The 22,605-nt window shown below is 62.4% G+C and carries 21 protein-coding genes; 9 read left to right on the top strand and 12 right to left on the bottom strand.

Annotated elements, in window-relative coordinates:
• Positions 1-111: 111 nt before the first annotated feature.
• Complete coding sequence (locus K3758_RS02015; RefSeq protein ID WP_259947222.1) at positions 112-1,689, top strand: gamma-glutamyltransferase family protein; 1,578 nt, start codon at positions 112-114, stop codon at positions 1,687-1,689.
• Positions 1,690-1,725: 36 nt separating this feature from the next.
• On the opposite strand, the gene hspQ is transcribed toward K3758_RS02015, so the two are convergent.
• Positions 1,726-2,052, bottom strand: coding sequence for a heat shock protein HspQ (hspQ, locus tag K3758_RS02010; protein WP_067261750.1), 327 nt, complete (start codon positions 2,050-2,052; stop codon positions 1,726-1,728).
• Between the two features lie 306 nt (positions 2,053-2,358).
• Here hspQ and K3758_RS02005 point away from each other — a divergent pair, with 306 nt between their 5' ends.
• The gene (locus tag K3758_RS02005) at positions 2,359-2,949 is read left to right on the top strand and encodes a lytic transglycosylase (RefSeq protein ID WP_067936426.1); all 591 of its coding nucleotides are present in this window, start codon (positions 2,359-2,361) and stop codon (positions 2,947-2,949) included.
• 71 nt (positions 2,950-3,020) lie between these two features.
• On the opposite strand, the gene K3758_RS02000 is transcribed toward K3758_RS02005, so the two are convergent.
• From K3758_RS02000 to K3758_RS01985, 4 genes are all read right to left on the bottom strand, one after another.
• Entirely contained in the window at positions 3,021-3,626 is a 606-nt protein-coding gene (locus K3758_RS02000; RefSeq protein WP_259947221.1) for an outer membrane lipoprotein carrier protein LolA, read from the bottom strand.
• Positions 3,627-3,801: 175 nt separating this feature from the next.
• On the bottom strand, positions 3,802-6,732 hold the full coding sequence (locus K3758_RS01995) for a DNA translocase FtsK (protein WP_259947220.1): 2,931 nt from the start codon (positions 6,730-6,732) through the stop codon (positions 3,802-3,804).
• A 12-nt stretch (positions 6,733-6,744) separates the two neighbouring features.
• Positions 6,745-7,926, bottom strand: coding sequence for an aminotransferase class I/II-fold pyridoxal phosphate-dependent enzyme (locus tag K3758_RS01990; RefSeq protein WP_259949953.1), 1,182 nt, complete (start codon positions 7,924-7,926; stop codon positions 6,745-6,747).
• Positions 7,927-8,050: 124 nt separating this feature from the next.
• A complete protein-coding gene (locus tag K3758_RS01985; protein ID WP_259949951.1) occupies positions 8,051-9,385 on the bottom strand; it encodes an amidase in 1,335 nt (444 codons plus the stop codon).
• 85 nt (positions 9,386-9,470) lie between these two features.
• On the opposite strand from K3758_RS01985, the gene K3758_RS01980 reads away from it, so the two are divergent.
• The gene (locus K3758_RS01980) at positions 9,471-10,697 is read left to right on the top strand and encodes an FAD-dependent monooxygenase (RefSeq protein WP_259947219.1); all 1,227 of its coding nucleotides are present in this window, start codon (positions 9,471-9,473) and stop codon (positions 10,695-10,697) included.
• 10 nt (positions 10,698-10,707) lie between these two features.
• Here K3758_RS01980 and K3758_RS01975 read toward each other — a convergent pair whose 3' ends face one another.
• The 5 genes from K3758_RS01975 to K3758_RS01955 form a co-directional block, all read right to left on the bottom strand.
• Positions 10,708-10,890, bottom strand: a complete 183-nt coding sequence (locus K3758_RS01975; protein ID WP_259947218.1) for a Trm112 family protein — start codon at positions 10,888-10,890, stop codon at positions 10,708-10,710.
• On the bottom strand, positions 10,887-11,531 hold the full coding sequence (locus tag K3758_RS01970) for an LON peptidase substrate-binding domain-containing protein (protein ID WP_259947217.1): 645 nt from the start codon (positions 11,529-11,531) through the stop codon (positions 10,887-10,889). Before K3758_RS01970 ends, K3758_RS01975 begins: the two co-directional genes overlap by 4 nt.
• Positions 11,532-11,558: 27 nt before the next feature.
• Positions 11,559-12,479 (bottom strand): thioredoxin, encoded by a 921-nt coding sequence (trxA, locus tag K3758_RS01965; RefSeq protein ID WP_259947216.1) that lies wholly within the window; start codon positions 12,477-12,479, stop codon positions 11,559-11,561.
• 54 nt (positions 12,480-12,533) lie between these two features.
• Positions 12,534-13,322: an exodeoxyribonuclease III gene (locus K3758_RS01960; RefSeq protein WP_259947214.1), complete on the bottom strand. Its 789-nt coding sequence runs from the start codon at positions 13,320-13,322 to the stop codon at positions 12,534-12,536.
• 244 nt (positions 13,323-13,566) lie between these two features.
• Complete coding sequence (locus tag K3758_RS01955) at positions 13,567-14,253, bottom strand: response regulator transcription factor (RefSeq protein ID WP_067261731.1); 687 nt, start codon at positions 14,251-14,253, stop codon at positions 13,567-13,569.
• A 162-nt stretch (positions 14,254-14,415) separates the two neighbouring features.
• Here K3758_RS01955 and ribA point away from each other — a divergent pair, with 162 nt between their 5' ends.
• Together ribA and K3758_RS01945 are read left to right on the top strand one after the other, a co-directional pair.
• A complete protein-coding gene (gene ribA / locus K3758_RS01950) occupies positions 14,416-15,507 on the top strand; it encodes a GTP cyclohydrolase II (protein ID WP_259947211.1) in 1,092 nt (363 codons plus the stop codon).
• Entirely contained in the window at positions 15,504-15,998 is a 495-nt protein-coding gene (locus tag K3758_RS01945) for a L,D-transpeptidase (RefSeq protein WP_259947209.1), read from the top strand. The genes ribA and K3758_RS01945 overlap by 4 nt, the downstream gene beginning before the upstream one ends.
• Here the strand turns inward: K3758_RS01945 and K3758_RS01940 are convergent.
• Positions 15,988-16,641, bottom strand: coding sequence for a YggS family pyridoxal phosphate-dependent enzyme (locus K3758_RS01940; protein ID WP_259947207.1), 654 nt, complete (start codon positions 16,639-16,641; stop codon positions 15,988-15,990). The two genes, K3758_RS01945 and K3758_RS01940, sit on opposite strands and share 11 nt — an antisense overlap.
• A 102-nt stretch (positions 16,642-16,743) precedes the next feature.
• Positions 16,744-17,694 (bottom strand): porin, encoded by a 951-nt coding sequence (locus tag K3758_RS01935; protein ID WP_259947205.1) that lies wholly within the window; start codon positions 17,692-17,694, stop codon positions 16,744-16,746.
• Positions 17,695-17,985: 291 nt separating this feature from the next.
• On the opposite strand from K3758_RS01935, the gene K3758_RS01930 reads away from it, so the two are divergent.
• The 4 genes from K3758_RS01930 (at position 17,986) to holA (ending at position 22,592) form a co-directional block, all read left to right on the top strand.
• Positions 17,986-18,480, top strand: a complete 495-nt coding sequence (locus K3758_RS01930) for a DUF3576 domain-containing protein (protein WP_259947204.1) — start codon at positions 17,986-17,988, stop codon at positions 18,478-18,480.
• Positions 18,481-18,563: 83 nt separating this feature from the next.
• Positions 18,564-21,110, top strand: coding sequence for a leucine--tRNA ligase (gene leuS / locus K3758_RS01925; protein ID WP_259947202.1), 2,547 nt, complete (start codon positions 18,564-18,566; stop codon positions 21,108-21,110).
• Complete coding sequence (gene lptE / locus K3758_RS01920; protein ID WP_259947200.1) at positions 21,097-21,597, top strand: LPS assembly lipoprotein LptE; 501 nt, start codon at positions 21,097-21,099, stop codon at positions 21,595-21,597. Before leuS ends, lptE begins: the two co-directional genes overlap by 14 nt.
• Positions 21,594-22,592, top strand: a complete 999-nt coding sequence (holA, locus tag K3758_RS01915; RefSeq protein ID WP_259947198.1) for a DNA polymerase III subunit delta — start codon at positions 21,594-21,596, stop codon at positions 22,590-22,592. Before lptE ends, holA begins: the two co-directional genes overlap by 4 nt.
• Positions 22,593-22,605: the final 13 nt, after the last annotated feature.

Below are 22,605 nucleotides of genomic sequence, written 5' to 3'. Positions count from 1 at the left end.
ACCGTGTTTAATAGCCCCCACCCAGTACGCGGTGCCGAGGATCTTTCCCCGCATTGGCAGAACCGAAATGACCGTCTAGGGTCACGCTGATATATCAGCGAGGGACAGCACATGCGCGATTTTCACTTTCCCGGCCGGTCACCGGTCTTGGCCACCAATGGCATCTGCGCCACGTCGCACCCGCTCGCCGCGCGGGCGGCGGTCGATATCCTTGCGCGTGGGGGCAACGCCATGGACGCGGCCATTGCCGGGGCGGTCCTGCTGGGCATTTGCGAGCCACAGATGACCGGGATCGGCGGCGATTGCTTCGTGCTCTACTCTCCGGCAGGGAGCGAAGAAGTCCATGCGCTCAACGGCTCAGGCCGTGCACCCGCGGCGCTGGACGCCGCCAAGCTGCGCGAAAAGGGCGAGAAGACGGTGCCGCTGCGCTCCGCCGATGCGGTGACCATTCCCACCGCCATAGATGCCTTTTGCCACCTGTCAGACAGCCTCGGCAAGCTGGGGCTGGACGCGTTGCTGGCCCCTGCGATCCACTATGCCGACGCCGGGGTACCCATCGCCCCGCGCGTGGCTTTTGATTGGGCCACGGACGGCGGCACCCTTCAGGGGCGCGCGCGGGACCACTTCCTCATCAACGGCAAAACGCCCCGCGTCGGTGATATTTTCCGCGCGCCGGGACAGGCCGAAGTGCTGCGCCGCGTGGCCGCGAAAGGGCGCGATGCCTTCTACACCGGAGAGATCGCCGAAGACATGATCGCCACCCTGCAAGCCGCAGGTGGCAGCCATAGCGCCGAGGATTTCGCCAGCGCCCGCGCCGAGGTCTCGACGCCCGTGTCGGGCCACTACAAAGACCTCGAAGTGGTCGAACATCCGCCCAATGGCCAAGGGGCGACCGCCCTGCTGCTGATGAATATCCTAGATCACTTCGACATCGCCGGAATGGACCCACTGGGAGCCGAACGTCTTCACATCGAGGCCGAGGCCACCAAGCTTGCCTATGACGCGCGCAACCGGTTTCTGGCGGACCCGGATCACACCACGCGGTTGGAGCATATGTTAGCGCCTGAGACCGCCCGCGCCCTAGCAGCGCTGATCGATCCCAAACACGCCATGGCCGCCGCCGCGCCGATCAGCGAGGCGGTGCACAAAGACACGATCTATATCACCGTGGTGGATGGGGACGGGATGTCGGTCTCGCTGATCTATTCGATCTTCCATGGCTTCGGCTCTGGCATCGCGTCGGACAAGTTCGGCATCTTGCTGCAAAACCGTGGCGCGGGCTTTACGCTGGAACAAGGCCATCCGAATGAGCTGAAAGGCGGCAAACGCCCGATGCATACGATCATCCCCGGCATGATCCGCGAAAACGGTCGCGTGACCATGCCCTTTGGCGTGATGGGCGGCGCCTATCAGCCCTGCGGCCACGCGCGCTTTGCCTCGAACCTCACCGATTTCGGCATGGACGTTCAAAGCGCCATCGACGCGCCGCGCGCCTTTGCCGATGGGCAAGTGATGAAGGTCGAACGCGGCTTTGGCGACGAGGTCCGCCAAACCTTGAGCGATCTGGGCCATAAGGTTGAGGTGCCTGAAACGGCAATCGGCGGCGCACAGGCGATCCGCATCCGCGAAGATGGCGTGCTGGAAGGCGCGAGCGACCCGCGTAAGGACGGCTGTGCCTTGGGGTATTGATGAAACGTCTGGCGGGCTGGCAACGGCCCGCCGGGCTCAGTTCATCTGGAAATGCAGCGGATAGGCACCGTCGGTGAAGGGGCCGAAAAGATCGGGGATATCGGGGTGGTCCACAGGCTCCCCCGAATAATCAGCCACGAGGTTCTGCTCGGACACATAGGCCACATAGTAGCTCTGATCATTCTCGGCCAAGAGATGATAGAACGGCTGGTCTTTCACCGGACGGTTCTCTTCGGGAATCGCCTCATACCATTCTTCGGTATTGGCGAATTCCGGGTCGACGTCAAAAATCACACCCCGAAAGGGATGCTTCTTGTGACGGACGATTTGCCCGAGGTGATATTTTGCGCGCGTACGTATCATAACATGCTGCCCCTACCCCTCGACGGTAGCCCTTTCAAGGGGCTTTTGTCCAATCAAGGCGGCGCTGCGCGGGGAAACAGACTGTGAACGCAGCACCGACAGTGGGTTTCCGGCAGCACGTTGCGCGGGCGATCAACAGGTTTGTCGGAATTTCGCGGAATACCGCCTGCGCAGGGCTGCGCGGTCAGCGCAATATCGCGCAACGCGGCGCGTAATTTCCCAATTTAGTGATGTGATGAAGGGGGTGAATCGGTTAAAGTCCTTTGAAAAAACGTCCCCTAACAAAAAACGAGAGGCGAGAGGCAGATGAGCAAGCATTTTTGCGCAATGATGATCGTACTGCTGGTGGCATCCTGCGGCGGCGGACCTCAAACGGCCCCGCGTGATCTGGATAACGCCTGCACGATCCTGAAAGAGCACCCCGACTATCTGAGGGCATTCCGCGCGACCGAGCGCAAATGGGGTGTACCGATCCACGTGCAGATGGCCACCATCCATCAAGAAAGCAAATTCGTGGCCGACGCGCGGACGCCGTTCAAATACGTGCTGGGCGTGATCCCGATGGGCCGCCAGTCTAGCGCCTTTGGCTATTCACAGGCCTTGGACGCGACATGGGATGAATATCTGGAATCCGAAGGCCGCTGGCGTGCGAAGCGCGATGAGATCCGCGACGCGAGCGATTTCATGGGCTGGTACATGAACCTGACGCGCGACCGGAACGGCATTTCCCTGCACGACGCCCGGAACCAATACCTCGCCTATCACGAGGGGCACACGGGTTTTTCCCGGCAGAGCTACAACAGCAAGGCTTGGCTGGTCGGGGTCGCGGGCAAGGTCGATTCCCGCGCCAAACTGTATGAAAGACAGATCGCCGGCTGCCGTTTGGGCCGCTGGTAAAAACGATCTAATCCAATGCAAAACGCCCCGGCTGGATCAGCCGGGGCGTTTTTTTTGTTCAGCAGGGCCGCTTAGCGTTTGCTGCCTGCCCGTGCGCCTGCGGTGTCAAACAGGCTGTTGGAGATATTGCCCCCCACCTGCATGTCACCCAGCACAACGGTCGTGGCGCTGCCATTGCCGTCGTTGATGATCCACTGACGCAGCTGCACCGGGTTGCCGGTGAACTTCATCTGGATGTTGCCATATTGCGGGTTGGCGGGGTCTTGGGCCGTGACCGTAGTGGCGGTGCCGTCATAGCTGTGACCCGTCACCATTTTGGCGCGGCCCAGATTGACGTTTTCCGCCAAGATGATCGACAGCGGGGTGCGCGCCAACGGGTAAGTCTCTGCCGGTTGGTTGGATTTCTTGTCATAGATCACAACCGTATTGGCACCCGCGACGACCAGACCGGAATCGGGGGCGTTATATTCGAAACGTACCTTACCGGGGCGTTTGATATAGATCGTGCCCGAGCTGATCGACCCATCGTCGTTGATCTGGGTAAAGTCGCCCTTGGCGGTGCGAAGCTGGTTCAGATAGCCCGAGATCTCGTTCAGCGACAGTTGCTGCGCCGCCGCCGCGAGGGGGGCCGATACGGCCAGACCAACCGCCAGAATAGCAGAAGTAAGTTTACGCATGTTGTTCGTCCTGTGTTGCCTCACGTTCTGACATAGGGCGGGTGGGCGTGATATTCGATATCAGGGGGCGGTTTTTCGCTATCGCGGCCTCTGCCCCTAAAAAAAACACCGCCGGGAGGAAGGCCCGGCGGTGTTTTTTATGATCGCCCCTTGAGAGGGGAGGGGGCGCGTAGCCTTATGCCTGTTCCGGCACCAGAATCTCGCGTTTGCCGACATGGTTGGCCGGAGACACGAGCCCCTCTTCCTCCATCTGCTCCACCAAACGCGCGGCCTTGTTATAGCCGATCGCCAGTTTGCGCTGGATGTAAGAGGTCGAGCATTTGCGGTCTTTGATGACCACCTGAACAGCGGTGTCATAAAGCGCGTCTTCGCCATCGGTATTACCGCCAAGGCCCAGCACCGCGTCGATGTTGCTTTCCTTATCCTCAGATGGGCCTTCGACCACGCCACCGACATAGTCCGGCTCACCGAACTGCTTGAGGTGGTTGACGATCTCTTCGACCTCTTCGTCGCTGACGAAGGGGCCGTGGCAGCGGGTGATCTTGGCCCCGCCCGCCATATAAAGCATGTCGCCCATGCCCAGCAGCTGCTCGGCACCCATCTCACCCAGGATCGTGCGGCTGTCGATTTTCGAGGTCACTTGGAAGGAAATCCGCGTCGGGAAGTTCGCCTTGATCGTGCCGGTGATAACATCGACCGAGGGCCGCTGCGTCGCCATGATCAGGTGGATACCCGATGCCCGCGCCATCTGCGCCAGACGCTGAATGCAGGCCTCGATCTCTTTGCCCGCGACCATCATCAGGTCTGCCATCTCGTCGACGATAACGACGATATAGGGCAGCGCCTCGGGGGTGTTTTCCTCGGTCTCAAAGATCGGCTCGCCGGTATCTTCGTCAAAGCCGGTTTGCACAGTGCGAGAGAACTTCTCGCCCTTGGCCAGCGCTTCGCGGACGCGACCGTTGTAACCTTCGATGTTGCGCACGCCCATCTTGGACATCTTGCGATAGCGCTCTTCCATCTCGCCCACGGTCCATTTCAGCGCGACGACGGCCTTTTTCGGGTCGGTCACGACCGGGGACAGCAGGTGTGGGATGCCGTCATAGACCGACAGTTCCAGCATCTTGGGGTCGATCATGATCATCCGGCATTCCTGCGGTGTCAGCTTGTACAGCAGCGACAGGATCATCGTGTTGATCGCCACGGATTTACCCGAGCCGGTGGTCCCCGCGATCAGCAGGTGGGGCATTTTCGCAAGGTTTGCGACAACCGGATCACCGCCGATGTCCTTACCAAGCGCCAGCGGCAGGCGCTGATTGCCGTCCCCAAAATCACGGCTCGACAGGATCTCGCGCAGGATCACCTTCTCGCGGTTCTCGTTGGGCAGTTCGATGCCGATCACGCTGCGGCCCGGCACGGTGGAAACACGCGCCGACAGCGCGGCCATGGAGCGCGCGATATCATCTGCCAGACCGATGACGCGGCTGGCCTTAAGACCCGGCGCAGGCTCAAGCTCATACATGGTGACCACGGGGCCGGGGCGCACGGCGACGATCTCGCCCTTGACGCCGTAATCATCGAGCACGGTTTCCAGCATCCGCGCGTTTTCTTCCAGCGCCTCGTCGCTCAGGTGCAGACGCTGCACGCTCTCGGGGCTTTCCAAAAGGCTCAGCGGCGGCAATTCGAAACCGGGGTGCGTGTCGTCGAAGGTCAAGGTGGGCTGCGCTTCGACCTGCGCCTGTTTCGAGGGTTGGACGGCCTTGCGGACCGGCTGCTGCACCACTTTGCGCGGCTCGGCCACGGGGATTTTCATCGCCTCCGGCGCAGGCGCTTGCTGCAAAGGCAGGGTTTCAGAGGCCACTGTATCCTCGTAGCCCTGAACCATCGGCTCTTGCATCATCGGCTCTTGCATCACCCGCTCTTCGTGCATCGGTGCCGGTGCCGGCTCGGGCTGAACCTGCGGTTTGCGCAGCAGCGGCTCAGGGCGCAGGGTGGCCGCGCCTGCGGTCAGCGGCGGCTCGGCGCGCAGGGTGGCAGGCTGACTGGTGTTCAGCAACAGCGGGTCCGGTCCACGGCCCCGGCCTTTGGTCAGCGGGGCGGTTGTGGGCGTGTGGATCGCATTGGCATTGCGGACGCGGTTCTTGATGACATCGGCGATCTTGCTCTTGATGCGTTCCTCGCCCGGAGTCTCATCCACGATGGCGTCGCTGTAGGTCTCGATCAGTTCCGGCTCGGGCATGTCGTCCGCTTCGGGCCGTTTGATAAGACCGGGCATGCGGCCAAACAGGCTGCGCGGCTCTGCTTCCGGCTCGGCCATGGGGGCTTGCTGCGCGTAATAATCCTGACCAGCATCCTGTGCGGCCCAAGTCTCGGCTTCCTCAGCCTCCTGACGGCGACGCTCACGGCGTTCGGCCTGACGGGCCGACAGGTTCTGCGCGGCAACGACGGCACCGCTGGCCCCCCGGCCCAACAAGGTCATCAACCCGGCATAGGCCATAATCAGACCGACCAGCAGGAACCGCGTGATGCGCATCAACTCAGCCTTGGTAAAGCCCAGTACAAAGGCACCCAGAGCCAGAATCGCCACGCCCATCAAAAGCGACATCAGCTTGACCGTCAGGGTCGAGCCAATGGGCAAGATCGTCAGCAGCGCGCCCATGACGGTATCGCCAAAAAGCCCGCCCAGACCGAAGCTATGGGTGAGCAGCCATTCCTGACCGGGGGCAAGCGTGGCGGCATAGATGGCCCCAAGCGCCACGGCGATGGGGGCAAAGATCAGACGCCCAAGGGCGCGGTCATCGCCCTGATGCAGCGCGAAACGCCCGCCCCAGAACAGCAGAACAATGGCAATGCCCCAAGCGCCCCAGCCAACGATCATGAACAACGGTGCAGCAATGGAGGCACCGATCCGGCCCATCCAGTTTTGCACCGGCGCATCGGTCGAGACCATCCAGTTGGGATCGTCGGGCGTGTAGCTGCCGATCATCATGGCAGCCATAATGCCCAGCATGATCAGCGCCAGCCCCAGCAGTTCACGACCGCGCTTTTCGATTGCCTCGGCCATGTTGCTGTCTAGCAATGGATCGCGTCCCCGTGTCTGATATGCCATGTCGTCCCTCGCTTATGTCGAATACAGACAGTCGCGGATGGCTTCCAACCCGCGCGTCGTTTCGTCTTTTGGGGCCACCAAGGCGACCCGAATGTAATTCTGACCGGGATTAACCCCGTCTACGTTCTGCGCCAGATAGCTGCCGGGCAGCACCCGCACGCCTGTCTCGCGCCACAGTTTCAGCGCTGCGGCCTCGTCATCCTCGACCGGGAGCCACAAGAAGAACCCTGCCTCGGGGCTCGCATAGCCCGGCACATTGCCGAAAATACGGTCGGCGATGGCGTATTTCTCTTGGTAGAGCGCGCGGTTCTCTTCCACATGCGCCTCATCCGCCCAAACAGCGGCAGCGGCCTGTTGCAAGGGCAGCGGCAATGGCGCACCCGCGTAGTTGCGCAACTGCTTGATCTCGCGCATCGTCTCTGCCCCGCTGGCGGCAAAGCCCGAGCGCAGCCCCGGCAGGTTGGAGCGTTTCGACAGCGAGTGAAAGATCACCACCCGGTTGCGGTCGGTGCCGAGTTCCTTAACCACCTCCAGCGCGCCGGTGGGCGGCGTGTCGCGGTAGATCTCGGAATAGCATTCGTCGGCGAAGATCAAAAAGTCATACTTCTCGGCCAGTGCGATCAGATCGGCCCAGTAATCGCGCGAGGCGACAACGCCCTGCGGATTGGCGGGGGAGCAGAGATAGGCCGCCGTGGTGCGGCGCAGCACTTCTTCGGGCAGGCTCGCGAAATCTGGCAGATGCCCGGTCTCGGCAGTGGCGGGCACCATGATCGGGTCCGCCTCACCGGAGATCGCGCCGATCATATAGACTTGGTAGAAGGGGTTCGGCATCAGGATGGCCGATTTCTCCCCATTCTTGGTGGGCGGGCAAAGCGCGATGACGGCGTTATAGAGCCCCTCGCGCGTGCCGTTCAGGGCCATCACCTCGCTCTCGGGGTCCATTTCGACCCCGTAGCGCCGCGCGATCCATGAAGCGATGGCCGCGCGCAATTCGGGCGAGCCGTCGTTCGGCGGGTATTTGTTGAACCCTGCGGCGTGTTTCGTGATCTCATCGGTCACCCAAGCCGGAAACGCATGTTTCGGCTCGCCGATGGTCATATGGATCGGCGTGCCGCCGCCCTCATGCCCGTCAAGCAATGCGCGCAGGCGCGGCCACACGTGGGCCGGAAGGTTCGAAAACCGCTCGGTATACATCATCAAAACTGCCTCGGATCGGGATCATTCGCGCCCCGTTTGCCCCAAGGTACCCAAGGGCGCCTCTCCCGTCCAGAAAAACCGGGGAGTTTTGCCGCCCTTGTGGCTTTTCGGTCGTGCAGTCTTAGGCCTCGCGCAGGGCCGCTTCAGCCGCTGCACCAAGGCGCAAAAGCTGTTCTTCGGCCCCCGGTGCGCACATCAGAGAAATGCCGCAAGAGGGCGTATCGGTCGGCAAGGTAAGCGCGCAAAGCCCCATGAGATTCGCGACTCGCGTGTTGCGCAGGGATAGGAGATTCTGCGCAAGGTAGTAGTCGTGATCGCTGTTCAGCCGCTCGATGTTCGGCGGCAGCATGGGTGCTGTCGGCACGAGCACCGCGTCATAGCCCGCCACGGCCCGGTCATAGCCTGCCCGCGCCAGATCAAGCTTGGCCCAAGCAGCGACATAATCGGGGCCGGAGAAACCCTTACCCAGGCGGAAACGCTCAAGAATTTCGCTGAACATCGCTTCCGGGTCGGCTTCGATCACATCGCGCCACAGCCCATAGGCTTCGGTGGTGTAGAGACAGGAACTCAGCGGCATCGCCTCTTCGACTTCGGGCACGGCGATTTCATCTACCGTGGCACCGGCCTCTCGCAACCGCGCCACCGCCGCGTCAAAAGCAGCCTTGGGCTCATCGGAAAGCTCATCCATGACAACATTGGTCAGCACCGCGAAACGGCTGCCCTCCAACTCGCTCTCTTGCAGATCGGCAGGCTTGCCCCCCTCCAAGGCGGCAAGCAGCAGCGCCGCGTCTTCGACCGAACGGCAAAGCGGGCCAACCGTGTCGAACTTCGCCGCCAGCGGCACGGTCCCGGCAAGGGACACACGGCCGGCGGTGGTCTTGAGCCCCACCAGATCGTTCCAGGCTGCCGGAATGCGCACCGAGCCGCCGGTATCCGACCCGATCGCCGCCGCCGCCAAGCCAAAGGCAACCGAGGCCGCCGCGCCTGAGGACGACCCGCCCGAGACGCTGTCCGGCTCGTTCACGCAGGGCGGTGTGGCGGTGCTGGGGTTGTGGCCAAGGCCCGAGAAGGCCAATTCACTCATATGCGTCTTGCCCAAGCAGACCAGCCCCAAGGCCGTCGCGCTGGCGAGCACTTCGGCGTCGCGCTCAGGAACGCGACCTTCCAGCAGTTTAGAGCCCGCCTCGGTGGCCGTTCCGGCGGTATCGAAGAGGTCTTTCCAAGAGATCGGCACCCCATCGAGCGGCGACAGGCGCTGGCCGTCGCGGGCCCGCTCAGCCGCTGCGGCGGCTTCGGCGCGGGCGCGGTCAGGGGTGACGCGGGCATAGATGCGGTCGCGCATCGGGTGCGCGTCGATGGCATCAAGAAAGGTATCGCAAAGCGCCACAGGGTCGATATCGCCCGCCGCGATTCCGCGCCCCAGATCCGCTGCCGTCATTTCCAACCATTCGCGCATGTCGTACCCCTTGCCGATGTTCTTGGCGAACCTAGCGACCGTTCGGCGCATGGACAATCCCCGCGCGCAGGTCATATCTAGGGCCATGGATTTTGACCACGATATCGCGATCATCGGCGGCGGGCTGAACGGCCCTGCCCTTGCTCTGGCCCTCAGCCGCGCTGGATTGCGCGTGGCGGTGGTTGACGCCCTGCCCGCGCAGACCTTTGAGAACGCCGACTTCGATGGCCGCGCCTATGCGCTGGCGCTGACCTCGGTCAGGTTGATGGAAGGCATCGGCATCTGGCCCGAGATCGCCGGCGACGCCCAGCCGATGCTTGAGATCAAGGTCACCGATGGGCGCGCCGGAACCGGCCCCTCGCCCATGTTCATGCATTTCGACCATGCCGAGATCGAAGAAGGCCCGATGGGACATATGGTCGAAGACCGCCACCTGCGGCGCGCCTTGCTAAAGGCCGTCGCGGCTGATCCGGCGATCACCATGTTGAACGACACCCGCGTCACCGATCAAACGGTCGAGCCGACCGGCATCACCCTGACCCTCGATGGCGGCAAGACCCTGCGCGCGCGGCTGGCCGTGGGGGCCGATGGGCGCGGCAGCGGCACGGCTGAACGCGCGGGCATCAAGCGCATCGCATGGTCCTATGGTCAGACGGCGCTGGTCTGTGTGGTCGATCACGAGAAACCGCATCACGGCATCGCGCATCAGTTCTTTATGCCCCCCGGCCCGCTGGCGATCTTGCCGCTGACCGGCAACCGCTCGCTGATCGTTTGGAGCGAAGCCAGCGCCAATGCCGCCGCCATCAATGCCCTGCCCGAGGCGCAATACCTCGACGTGCTGCGCCCGCGCTTTGGCAGCTTTCTGGGTGAGATTTCTCTGACCGGCCCGCGCTACAGCTATCCGCTGGGCCTGTCGCTGGCGCATTCCATGACCGCGCCGCGCGTGGCGCTTCTGGGCGACGCGGCCCATGGCGTGCACCCCATCGCGGGTCAGGGGCTGAACGCGGGCCTGCGCGATGTGGCGGCCTTGGCCGAGGTGATTGCCGATGCGGTGCGCCGGGGCGAAGACCCCGGAAACGACGCGGTACTGGCGCGTTATCAGGAATGGCGACGGTTCGACAATGCCAGCCTTGCGCTGGCGACCGACAGCTTCAACCGGCTGTTTTCGAACGACAATGCACTTTTGCGCTTGGCCCGCGACATGGGCATGGCCGCGATCAACGCCCTGCCCGGCCTGCGCCGGACCTTCATCCGCGAAGCGGCGGGGCTGACGGGTGAGCTGCCCAGATTGATGCGTGGAAAGCCCCTGTAGCGGGGGCCCGTTACAGCGTCCGCGCTTCGTCCGGCAGCATCACCGGAATGCCATTGCGGATCGGATAGACCAGCCCGGCAGCTTTCGACACCAGTTCTTGCTTTTCCGCGTCATAGGTCAGCGTGGTTTGGGTGCGCGGGCAGATCAATGCCTCCAACATCCGGCGGTCGAATTGAACGGTCGCATCCGTCATTGCATCAAGCCCTCTTCCTGACCGCCGCGCATCGCGAATTCGATCAATGTCACCAATGTCTCGCGCCGGGTTTCCAGCGAAGGCGCCTCTAGCAACGCCTGTTTGTCCTCGGCTTCAAACTCCAACATCATCGACAGGGAGTTTATCAGCAGCTCATCCTCGGCATCTTTCAACGTGTCCCAATCAGCCGAGAGGCCGCGGGTGTCGAAATACCGCCCCAAGAGATTAAGAAACCGCGCCCGGTCGAAACTGTCGTCGACCTCATCCTCGCCCAAGTCACGGTCAAAGCCCGCCCAGTTCACATCGCAGCGGCGATAGGGGGAAAAGCCTTCGATCTCTTCCACCACGCGAAAGCGCGAGACGCCGCCAAGGGTCACCATATAGCGGCCATCCTCGGTCTCGGAAAACTGGGTGATGCGGCCCGCGCAGCCGATCTGGTGCAGCCCGTTGCCGTCGCGGCCGGGCATCTCGTTGGGCTGGACCATGCCAATCAACCGCGTATCGGTCTTGAGCGCGTCTTCGATCATTTGAAGGTAACGCGGCTCGAAGATATGCAGCGGCAGGCGCGAGCGGGGCAGCAGCAGCGCCCCTGCCAACGGAAAGATCGCAATAGTCTTGGGCAGTTCTGCTGGCTTGATCATGACAAGGGACTTAGCGCGCCCGTCTCCTCAGGCAAATATCATTGACGACAGTTTGCGACGCCCGTTCAGCACCACCGGATCATTGGGTTTCAGCGCCTCGAAGATAGTGAAAAGCTGCGTCTTGGCGGCGCCTTCGTTCCACTCTCTGTCGCGGCGGAAAAGCTCCAGCAGGTGATCGACAGCGGCCTCGGCATCGTCATGGGCGTAAAGCGCTTGGGCCAGATCGAACCGCGCCTGATGATCGTCGGGGTTCGCCTCTACCTTCTCGGTCAACTCGGCCACGGGGCCGGCATCGGCGGCCTGATGCGCCAGTTGCAGCTGAGCATGAGCGGCTTCAAGCTCGGGGGCCTTAGAGATCTCGATCGGCGCACCGTTGAGCAGGGCTTCGGCCTGATCCAATGCGCCCATGGCGATATGGGACCGGACCATGCCGCCATAGGCGGGCGCGTTCATCGGGTCTTCTTCCAGAATTGCGGCAAAGGTCTGCGCCGCATCCGTGGCGGCACCCTCGGCCAGCATTTCTTCGGCTGCGGCGACGGCATCGGCCAGCGTATCACCGGGGGCTTCGCCGCCCCCCGCCTTTACCACGCGGTCGACGAAAGCCTTGATCTCGGACTGCGGCAGCGCGCCTTGGAAACCGTCGACCGGCTGGCCTTTGAAAAAGGCATAGACCGTGGGGATCGATTGGATCTGCAATTGGCCCGCGATGTTCTGGGCCTCATCGACATTGACCTTCACCATCTTCACCGCGCCCTTGGCCGCGCGCACGGCGTCCTCCAACATCGGGCCAAGCGTCTTGCAGGGGCCGCACCACGGCGCCCAGAAATCGACGATGACCGGCACCGTTTGCGAGGCATCGACCACATCAGCCATGAAGGTCGCCTCGGTCGTGTCCTTGATCAGATCGGCATCCGCAGGGGCGGCGGTGGAAAGGTTCAGGTCGGTCATGCTGTTATCCTCGCTAATCGCGTTTGGCCTTATATGGACGTGCGGGGACGCGATTCAAAGGTCAAAACTGGCAAAAACCGGCGCGTGGTCGCTGGGTTTCTCCCAACCGCGCGCATCGCGGACGATATGGCTGGAGTGCCCGGCCTGCGCGATATCCGATGTGGCCCAGATATGATCGAGCCTGCGACCCCTGTCGGCGGCATCCCAATCGGCAGCGCGGTAGGACCACCAGCTATAGAGGTTGCCAGCCGGCACATCCTGCCGGGTGATATCGACCCAATTGCCCGCATCCTGCACCGCGCCAAGCGCTTCGACCTCGACAGGCGTGTGGCTGACGATCTTCAACAGCTTTTTGTGGTCCCAGACATCATCCTCACGCGGGGCGATGTTCAGGTCGCCCACAAGGATCGACTTCTCGGGTTTGTCGCCGTGGAACCAGTCGCGCATTTCCGAGAGGTAATCGAGTTTCTGGCCAAACTTCTCATTGATCTCGCGGTTGGGTTTGTCGCCGCCTGCGGGGACGTAGAAATTGTGGATCGTGGTGCCGTTTTCCAGCTTGGCCGCCACATGGCGGGCGTGGCCCAACATGGCGAAATCCTGATCGCCCGCATCCACCAAGGGCAGCTTTGACAGGATCGCCACACCGTTGTAGCCCTTCTGCCCACGCGCAACCATATGCGTGTATCCCGCCGCCTTGAACGCCTCGACCGGGATCTTGTCGACCGGGCTTTTGCATTCTTGAAGGCAGAGCACATCTGGCCCGTGTTCGGCCAGCAGCTTCAACACCAAAGGCTCGCGCAGACGGACAGAGTTGATGTTCCAAGTGGCGAGAGAAAAGGACATGGGGGCAGGCTCCGGTCTGGGGGTAGGCTGGCACAATAACGCGGGTGGCGCGGCGGTGCCATGGCGAAATCCGGAAAGCTCAAGCAGACAAAAAAAGGCCGGGCACTATGGCCCGGCCAGTCCAACAGGGAGGTATGTACCTTTACCCGGGTACAAAAGTCGGGCTTCAAACCGAGCGGCGGGTCATGAAAACCCCGCCTCTCAGGGTTTCCAACCAAACGAGGTTGGAAATGGTTCCCGGTTTTTATGCCATCAGGCGATAACCACCGGATTCAGTCACCAGCAAGCGGGCATTCGAAGGGTCAGGCTCGATCTTCTGCCGCAGGCGGTAAATATGGGTTTCAAGCGTGTGGGTCGTGACGCCCGCGTTGTAGCCCCAGACCTCATGCAGCAACACATCGCGCGGCACCACACCATCGTTGGAGCGGTAAAGGAACTTGAGGATATTGGTCTCTTTCTCGGTCAGACGCACCTTGCGGTCGTCCTCCGTGGTCAGAACCTTCATCGCGGGTTTGAACGTATAGGGTCCAAGCTGGAACACCGCATCTTCGGACTGTTCATGCTGGCGCAACTGCGCGCGGATACGGGCCAGAAGGACGGGGAATTTGAACGGTTTGGTGACATAGTCATTCGCCCCGGCATCAAGGCCGAGGATGGTATCGGCATCCGTGTCATGCCCCGTCAGCATCAGGATCGGGCTTTTCACCCCCTGTTTGCGCATCAGACGGCAAAGCTCACGGCCATCGGTATCGGGCAGGCCGACGTCGAGGATGATGAGATCATAGAGCGCCTCTTTCGCCTTGGTCATCGCCTCGGTGCCGTTGGCGGCCTCGAACACATCGAAATCCTCGGTCATGATAAGCTGTTCGCTCAGCGCTTCGCGCAGGTCATCGTCATCGTCAACGAGCAGGATTTTCTTAAGCTGGGCCATCTATCTCTCCGTCATTTGCCTTATACATGCGCTTCGGCGCGGGCTCCGACAAGGTATGTGACCTCTGCCTCACAGCCTCGTGTCAACAAAGCGTGAAATGTTTCAATTCCTTGGGAAATAACTTAGATAAACGCTGAAGCCTTTGCGGAGTTGCAACAAACCATGAGTTTCGCCCCGGACATCACCGAACAACTGGCGCGTGCGCGGGCCGATTTACGCATGGGCGTGCCCGTGGTTTTGGCCGGTGGGGCGCAGGCCGCGCTTGTTCTGGCGGCGGAAACGCTGACCGCGCAGCGCCTTGCGGATGTGCTGGCCTTGGGCGGTGCGCCGGTGTTGGCGATCACGGCGCGGCGGGCGGAAACGCTTAAGGCGCGCGCCTATGATGGCAATCTCGCGCGCGTGCTGCTGCCCCCCGGTGCAACGCCCGCTTGGGTGCAAAGCATCGCCGATCCGGCGGATGACCTGCGCGCGCCGATGAAAGGGCCCCTGCAGACCGCGCGGGGCGGGGATACGGTCGCCCATAGCGCCGCGATTGATCTGGTGAAAGCCGCCCGGATGCTGCCCGCCGCACTGGTGCTTGATCTGCCGCAGGGGGCCGATTTCGCGCGGACGCATGGTCTGACCTTGATCGACCTTACCGCCGCCGCCCCGATCCTTGCCGAGCGCAGCGCGCTGCACCCGGTGGTCAACGCCCGCTTGCCGATGGAGGTATCCGAGGCCGGGCGCCTGCATATCTTCCGCCCCGAGGACGGTGGCGAAGAACACTACGCCATCGAGATTGGCCGCCCTGCCCGCAACACGCCCGTCCTCTGCCGGCTGCATTCGGCCTGTTTTACTGGCGATCTGATGGGCAGCCTAAAATGCGACTGCGGCCCGCAGCTTCGGGCTGCATTGGCGCAGATGGGCGGTGAGGGCAATGGCGTGCTGCTTTATCTCAACCAAGAGGGGCGCGGCATCGGCCTTGCCAATAAGATGCGCGCCTATTCCTTGCAGGATCAGGGTTTCGACACTGTTGAGGCCAATCACCGGCTGGGGTTTGAGGATGATGAGCGCGACTTCCGCCTCGGGGCCGACATCCTGCGGTCGATGGGTTTTTCCGCCGTGCGTCTGCTGACCAACAACCCCCGCAAGGTCGGCATGATGGAGCAGAGCGGCATTGCGGTGACCGAGCGCGTCCCGCTGGCCGTGGGCGAGAACCGCCATAACAGCGCCTATCTGGCCACCAAAGCCGCGAAATCGGGGCATCTGCTGTGACCCCGAACGATATGGTTTTGACCCCGACGGGGCTGCGGTTTCAGGGGCGGCGCTATGCCTGCAGCATCGGCAAGGGCGGTCTGACCCATGACAAGCGCGAAGGCGATGGTGCCACGCCGCGCGGGGTCCATCGCTTGGTCGGCATGCTCTACCGGCCTGACCGCATCCCGGCCCCAAGCGCTTGGGCGCAGCCGATCGGGCCCGGTGATCTGTGGTCGGACGCCAGCGGCCAGCCTGACTACAACCACCGCGTCCATGCCCCCTACCCCCATAGCCACGAGGCGCTGCGCCGCGCTGATCCGCTCTATGACTTGGTGATCCTGACCGATTGGAACTGGCCAGAGGCCGAGGCCGGGCGCGGCTCCGCGATCTTTATTCACCAGTGGCGGCGGCCCGGCTACCCGACCGAGGGCTGCATCGCCTTTGCGCGGGACGATCTTCATGAGATCGCGGCCCGTGTCGGCCCGGCGACGCGGCTGATTATTCGCTAACCCGATCGCCAAAGATGGCGGAGCCGACGCGCACATGGGTGGCACCAAGCGCGATGGCCTGCTCAAAGTCACCGCTCATGCCCATCGACAGGCCGCTTAGATCGTTGCGCGCGGCAATCTTGGCCAGCAAGGCAAAATGCAGTGATGGGGCCTCATCCACCGGGGGGATGCACATCAGCCCCTTGATCGGCAGGTCCAGCGCACGGCATTCAGCGATGAAATCATCCGCCTCACGGGGCATCACCCCGGCCTTCTGATCTTCTTCGCCGGTGTTGACCTGAATGAACAGATCGGGACAGCGGCCCATTTCCTGCGCCAGACGCGCGATGGTCTTGGCCAGTTTGGGGCGATCAACGGTGTGGATCGCCTCGGCCAGTTCCATCGCCTGACGGACCTTGTTGCTTTGCAAGGGGCCGATGATGTGCAGGTCGATCCCGTCGAAATCCTCGCGGAAGTCGGGCCACTTGCCCGCCGCCTCTTGCACGCGGTTCTCGCCGAAAGAGCGGTGCCCCTCTTCCAAGACCGCACGCACACGCGCGTCGGGCTGAACCTTGCTGACGGCGATCAAGGTGACCGACCCCGCCGCGCGGCCTGCATCGGCTTCGGCTTTCGTGATGCGGTTTTGGATGTCGCTCAGACTCATTTTCGGCCCTCCATTTCAGGCGCGCAGAAAACAACAGGCCCGCGCAAAAGAAAAGGGGCAGACCAAAAGGCCTGCCCCAATATTCAGAGTATGTCGTTCAACTTAGAAGTTGAAGCGAACACCCATGTCGGCGCGGTCGTCGCCGTTGAAGCGGTGAGCAACACCACCACGCAGGGAGACACCGCCGCCCAGGTCGTGGTTGAAGTCAACACCGTAGCCGGTGTCGTTGCCTGCGCCGTCTTGGTCAGCAACATAGACTTCTACGTCTGTCGCTGCGCCAACGTCGAAACGACCGGCCAGAACAACGCGGTCACCGTTGGTGCCGTTGTCAGCAAACGCCAGTGTCACGTCGGCGATGCCGAAGGAACCGCCAGCTGTTGCTGTGAACTCGGTGTCGCCTGCGTCGTCGGAGTCTTGACCACCAACTGCGAAGGTCCAGCCGCTCCATGTGTAAGCAACGTAACCAGCAACGCGGTCGTTGACGTCCGAAGCCGACACGTGAACCGACAGATCGCCAGCGGAGTACATGACTTCAACGCCGTTGGAGCCAGCTGCGCCGTTACCACCGGAGGAGTATGCGTCGCCGTTGCCGTCGAACGCGGTGTAGTCATAGCCCAGGCCGGTCAGGCCGAGGTCGATCGGGTACTGACCCGGCATGGATTCCAGAGCGCCGAAGATGTTGCCAACGCCGACTTCAAAACCACCGGTGCGAGCGAAGAAACGCACACCGTTGATGCCTGTACCGGCTGGGCCAGCATTTTCTGCGAAGTCATCAGCTGTACCGAGAACGTTGTCGGGACCTTCGTTGATCGACTGCTGCTCATCCGAGTTGTTCTGCTGGATGCGTGCACGGGCACCAAAGACAACGCCAGCGTCGGACTCAGCTGTCGCGTCGATCTGCAGACGGAAACGGCTGGTGACGTCTGTGGAGTCGCCTGCTGCTGTGTCGTTGTACAGGATACCAAAACGGCCGTAGCCGCCGAATGTTACGTCTGCTGCTGCTACACCGGCGGTCGCAACCAGGGCTGTTGTAGCGAAGAGAACTTTTTTCATGAGTTTTCCCTCGGTTTGAATTCATATGCCCAGACCGGGGAATCCGGTAAGGGTATGAAGGGTGTTTGCCCCCAATGCCCCGCACTTGGCAAGGTTCACGCGCCCCCCGCCCTCAATGTCGCTGACGCTGGTGCAGCTATGCCACAGTTTCGCCGCCCGGGCTTGCCCCGCCTGCCCGTTACTGCCTTTGGCGCAGGGGCAGAGCGCCCGAACAGGCACCTATGACATAGACCTTGCCGATAAGGGCCTGCTTGGATAGACCGGAGCGCAAACAGGCAAAGGAAAGCTGCAATGGCCCTTCGTACCGCTTGCAAGATGGCGATCTCCGTTCTGGCGCTCAGCGCGCTTGCCGCCTGTGGTGGGGGCTTTGGCAGCCCAGCCACGGAACGGCCGGATCAATACACCAACCCGAACAATCCCAATAACATTGAGACCAATCCAGACAATACGATCTGGTCGATCTTCAATCGCAAGAACACGGATTCCAGCGTTTCGGTGAACAAGTACCTCTGGTCGGCCTCGCTGGAAGTGCTGAACTTCCTGCCGGTGCAATCGGTCGATCCTTTCACCGGGGTTATCGTCACAGGCTACGGCACCCCTCCGGGCGGTGGCCGTGCGTATCGCGCGACCGTGCTGATCGACGACCCGGCACTGGACGCCCGCTCGCTCAACGTGGCGCTGCAATCCTCAGGCGGCCAGCCGGTGGCACGGGCGACAACCCGTGCGGTAGAGGATGCGATCCTCAGCCGGGCGCGGGAGATGCGCGTGTCCGACAGCAAATTCTGAGCCCGCTTAACTCAACACGTTTCCAACGCCGGGCCTTGTGAAAGCAGCAGCCCGGCGTTTTTCATGTCACGAAGGTCCCCGTCATGCCCCGCTATACCCCCGCCGAGATCGAAGCCCGCTGGCAGCAAGCCTGGGAAAAGGATGGCGTCTTTCAGGCCGTCCGTAACGCTGACAAGCCGAAATACTATGTGCTTGAGATGTTCCCCTACCCGTCGGGCCGCATCCACATGGGCCATGTGCGAAACTACACGATGGGCGACGTAATCGCGCGTTACAAGATCGCGACGGGGCATAACGTGCTGCACCCGATGGGCTGGGACGCCTTTGGCATGCCCGCCGAAAACGCAGCCATGGCCATCGGCGGGCACCCGGCGGATTGGACCTACGACAACATCGCCGAGATGAAAAAGCAGATGAAGCCGCTCGGCCTCTCGATCGACTGGTCGCGCGAGATCGCCACCTGTCACCCCGGCTACTACGGCCAGCAGCAGGCGCTGTTTTTGGACTTCCTCAAAGAGGGTCTGGTCTACCGCAAAAACGCCGTGGTGAACTGGGACCCGGTCGATATGACCGTGCTGGCCAACGAGCAGGTCGAAAACGGCTGCGGCTGGCGCTCTGGCGCGCCGGTGGAACGTCGCGAGTTGACGCAGTGGTTCTTCAAGATCTCGGACCACTCCGAGGAACTGCTCTCGGCGCTCGACAGCCTCGACAACTGGCCCGCCAAGGTGAAACTGATGCAGGCCAATTGGATCGGCAAATCGCGCGGCTTGCAGTTTGCCTTCTCCACCATCGAAGCGCCCGAAGGTTTCGACCGCATCGAAGTCTACACCACCCGCCCCGATACGCTGCTGGGCGCGTCTTTTGTCGGCATTTCGCCCGACCACCCGCTGGCCAAAACGCTGGAGCGGGACGACGAAGCCGTCGCCGCCTTCTGTGCTGAATGCCGCAAGGGCGGCACCACCGAAGAGGCGATCGAGACCGCCGAGAAGCTGGGCTATGACACTGGCATCCGCGTGCGCCATCCCTTTGACACGGCCCATGAACTGCCCGTCTATATCGCCAACTTCATTCTGATGGACTACGGCACCGGCGCGATCTTTGGCTGCCCGGGCCACGACCAGCGCGATTTCGACTTTGCCAGCAAATACGATCTGCCGATCATCTCGACCTTCCTGCCCTCGGAAGATGCCTCGCCCAAGCTCGACGAAGCTTTCGTGCCGCAGAAATCGGAAAAGGTGTTCTACAACCGTGGCTTTGCGGGCGACCAATGGCAGACCGGCGAAGACGCCGTCGATGCCGCCATCGCCTTTTGTGAAGAAAACGGCATCGGCCAAGGCGTCACCAAATACCGCTTGCGCGACTGGGGCCTGAGCCGCCAGCGCTACTGGGGCTGTCCGATCCCGGTTGTCCATTGTGACGACTGCGGCGTGGTGCCCGAAAAGAAAGAGAACCTGCCGGTTGAGCTGCCCTATGACGTCAGCTTTGACACCCCCGGCAACCCGCTCGACCGTCACCCGACATGGCGCAACTGCGCCTGTCCTGCCTGTGGCAAGGACGCCCTGCGCGAGACCGACACGATGGACACTTTCGTGGATAGCTCGTGGTACTACGCCCGCTTCACCGCGCCGCGCGCGGACACGCCGACCGTCATGGAAGACGCGCAATATTGGATGAACGTCGATCAATATATCGGCGGCATCGAGCACGCGATTCTGCACCTGCTTTATGCCCGCTTCTTTGCGCGCGCCATGCAGATCACCGGCCACCTGCCCGAAGGGGCGGCCGAGCCTTTCGACGCGCTCTTCACCCAAGGCATGGTCACGCATGAGATCTACCAGACCCGCGACGGTAATGGCCGCCCAGTCTATCACCTCCCCGAAGAGGTGACCGACGGCAAACTCAGCGACGGCACCGAGGTTGAAATCATCCCTTCCGCCAAGATGTCGAAGTCCAAGAAAAACGTCGTCGACCCGCTGCACATCATCTCGAACTACGGCGCCGACACCGCGCGTTGGTTCGTGCTCAGCGATTCGCCCCCCGAACGCGACGTGGAATGGACCGCCAGCGGTGCCGAGGCGTCTTACAAGCACCTGTCGCGCGTGTGGAACATCTGCGACCGCGTGAGCGAAATGGACCGCGAAGCGCCCGGCACCGGCGATGATGATCTGCTGCGCGCCCTGCACAAAACGATCCATGACGTGACAATGGGCGTGGAATCCTTCGGCTTCAACGCGGCGATCGCCAAGCTTTACGCCTTCACGGCCACTTTGCAGAAATCCAAGGCAGGCTATGCCGCGCAACGCGAAGCGATCATGACACTGGCGCAGTTGATGTCGCCGATGACCCCGCACCTGTCGGAAGACATCTGGGCGCATCAAGGCGGCGAAGGGCTGATCACCAAGGCCCCATGGCCCAAGGCCGACGAGAAGATGCTGGTCGATGACACCGTGACCCTGCCGATCCAGATCAACGGCAAACGTCGGGCGGAAATTCAGGTGCCCGCCGACATGCCCAAGGAAGAGGTTGAAAAAATCGCGCTGGCGCATGAAGCTGTCATTCGAACGCTGGACGGGACCACACCGAAAAAGGTCATCGTCGTGCCCGGACGGATTGTGAATGTCGTTGCCTAAGCCCGCCCATATGCGCCGCCGCTTCCTGCTGGCCCTGCCCCTGCTGGCGCTCGCCGCCTGCGGGTTCGAGCCGGTTTATGGCCCCGGCGGCGCGGGCACGGCCCTGCAAAACCGCGTGCTGGTCGACGCGCCCGAAGATCGCTTTGGCTATTTTCTGGTGCGCGAGGTGGAAACCCGCTTGGGCCGTGCCGCCACCCCCCGCTGGGGGCTGGCGCTGACCACCACCACAACCGAAGACGGGCTTGCCATCGACAGCGAAGGCAACACCCGGCGCTATAACCTGCTTGGCACCACCGCCTACGCGCTGCGCGATCTCGACAGCGGACAGATCGTGACCTCGGGCAGGGTCGAAAGCTTCACCGGCTATTCCGCCACCGGCACCACCGTCGCCACCCGCGCCGCCGAGTTGGACGCGCAGGAGCGCCTGATGGTGATTCTGGCTGACCTCGTCGTGAGCCGTCTTTACGCAGCTGACCTGCCGCAATGAAGCTCACCCCGCGCGACGCCAAGCCCTATTTCGCGCGGCCTGATCCCGCGCGGACAGGGCTTTTGATCTACGGCAGCGATGCCATGCGCGTGGCCTTGAAACGGCAGGAATTCCTGAAAAACCTGCTCGGCCCCAATGCCGAAGAGGAAATGCGCCTCAGCCGGATGCCAGCAGGTGAATTGCGCCGCGATCCGGCGATGCTGCTCGATGCAATCAAAGCAGTGGGCTTTTTCCCCGGACCACGCGCCGCGCTGGTGGAAGAGGCGAACGACAACATTGCCAAAATCCTGCTCGACGCGCTGAAAGACTGGCAGCCCGGCGACGCGCAGATCATCGTCACGGCGGGCGATCTGAAGAAGACCTCCAAGGTGCTCAAAGCCTTTGAGGCACACCCAAACGCCTACGCCACCCCGATCTACGACAACCCGCCCGACCGGGCCGAGATCGAGCAGATGCTAAAGGATGCGGGCCTCACGCCTGAGGCCGATGCGATGGCCGCACTCAGCGATCTGGCCCGCACGCTTGATCCGGGTGATTTTCGCCAAACGCTAGAGAAGATCACGCTCTACAAACTGGGCGACAGCACCCCCATTGGACTGGATGACATCGCCGCCTGCGCCCCCACCTCGACCGAGGCCGAAGTCGACGACATCCTGCATGTGGTGGCCGAGACCCGCGCCGCCGAAATCGGCCCAGTGATGAGCAAGCTGCAAGGCCAAGGCGTGAACCCGGTAACGCTGACGATCATGGCGACCCGGCATTTCCGCACCCTCTACCGCATCGCCGCCAACCCCGGCGCGCCGATCTATGGCGTGCGCGACCGCGACCGCGCGATGCGGCAGGCGCGCAACTGGGGCGCGGTGAAGCTGGAAACCGCGCTTGCGGTGCTGACCGAAACCGACCTCAAGCTGCGCTCTGCCGGGCAGCACGCCCCGGCGCTGGCTTTGGTCGAGCGGGCCTTTATCCGTCTGGCGATGCTGGGCGCACAACGTTGATTTTGGGAGAGGA

The sequence above is a fragment of the Sulfitobacter sp. W002 genome (assembly GCF_025142135.1).
GTDB classification, from domain to species: domain Bacteria; phylum Pseudomonadota; class Alphaproteobacteria; order Rhodobacterales; family Rhodobacteraceae; genus Sulfitobacter; species Sulfitobacter profundi.
The sequence above is the reverse complement of the archived record's forward strand: the minus strand, read 5'-3'. Positions and strand labels throughout refer to the sequence as shown.